Genomic DNA, 745 nt, shown 5'->3' with positions numbered 1-745 from the left:
TCAATTTTTACCAACATTAAAAGGATTAAAAAGAAGAGGAATTGATAGAGAGGCAATAAGAAAATATGAAATACACAATAGGTCCAAATCCTGTAGATGTAATTATAAATTGGGATAAAATATATACATATAATAGAGAAATATATGATAAAAAGGCTAAGAGATTTTTTAAATAAGAAATCCAATAAAAGTTATAATAAATGATTTATCATCAAATAAAATAATAAAAGTTAAAAATCATCCAGAAGTAGATCTAGGATATAGAGAATTTATAATAAAATCTAATATAATTTATTTAGATAGAAATGATATAAATAATAAATATTTAAGATTATTTGAAGGATTTAATATTGAAATAATAGATAAATAGGAAGATTATATTATTGCTAAATATTTATCAGATGGTATAGAAGATGCAAGAAAATTGAATGCAAAAATTGTCCAATGGGTACCTGAAGAATATAAAATTAATATAAAAATATGGGAAAAAGATGGTATGATAGATGCAATTGCAGAAAAATATGTATTAGAATTAACAAAAGATGGGGAAGTATTTCATGGAATAAGATATGGTTTCTTTAAGAGGGAAAAGGATTACTTAATATATATGCATAAATAATTTTTAAATGAATTTTATACCAATAAAGATGGTTAGTGAAGAAGAAATAGCATCAACGTATGGAGAGTTTGAAAATTTAAGACAAGCATATTTATTAATAGAAAATAAAAGACAAAAAGTTTTACA

The 745-nt window shown here is 22.0% G+C and carries 3 protein-coding genes and 1 pseudogene (2 of these 4 cut by a window edge); all 4 read left to right on the top strand.

Features of this window, described 5'->3' with window-relative positions; all coding sequences use genetic code 11:
* A protein-coding gene (locus LUA84_RS03470; RefSeq protein WP_457913382.1) for a glutamate--tRNA ligase family protein crosses the window boundary here: on the top strand, positions 1 to 118 show its end. 194 nt of this gene lie to the left of the window's left edge; 118 of the gene's 312 nt are visible here — the last part of the coding sequence; the start codon falls outside the window, past its left edge; its stop codon occupies positions 116 to 118.
* Between the two features lie 54 nt (positions 119 to 172).
* Positions 173 to 370, top strand: a complete 198-nt coding sequence (locus tag LUA84_RS05465; RefSeq protein WP_457913381.1) for a hypothetical protein — start codon at positions 173 to 175, stop codon at positions 368 to 370.
* A gap of 54 nt (positions 371 to 424) precedes the next feature.
* Positions 425 to 619 carry a hypothetical protein gene (locus LUA84_RS03465; protein WP_231434455.1) on the top strand — a complete coding sequence of 65 codons (195 nt, stop codon included), beginning with the start codon at positions 425 to 427 and terminating at the stop codon, positions 617 to 619.
* A gap of 7 nt (positions 620 to 626) precedes the next feature.
* Positions 627 to 745, top strand: a pseudogene (locus LUA84_RS03460) (prefoldin subunit) (it continues 238 nt past the right edge of the window).

The sequence above is a fragment of the Candidatus Nanopusillus massiliensis genome, from assembly GCF_920984865.1.
Note: the sequence above shows the minus strand (reverse complement) of the source record. Positions and strands in the feature narration are given on the sequence as shown.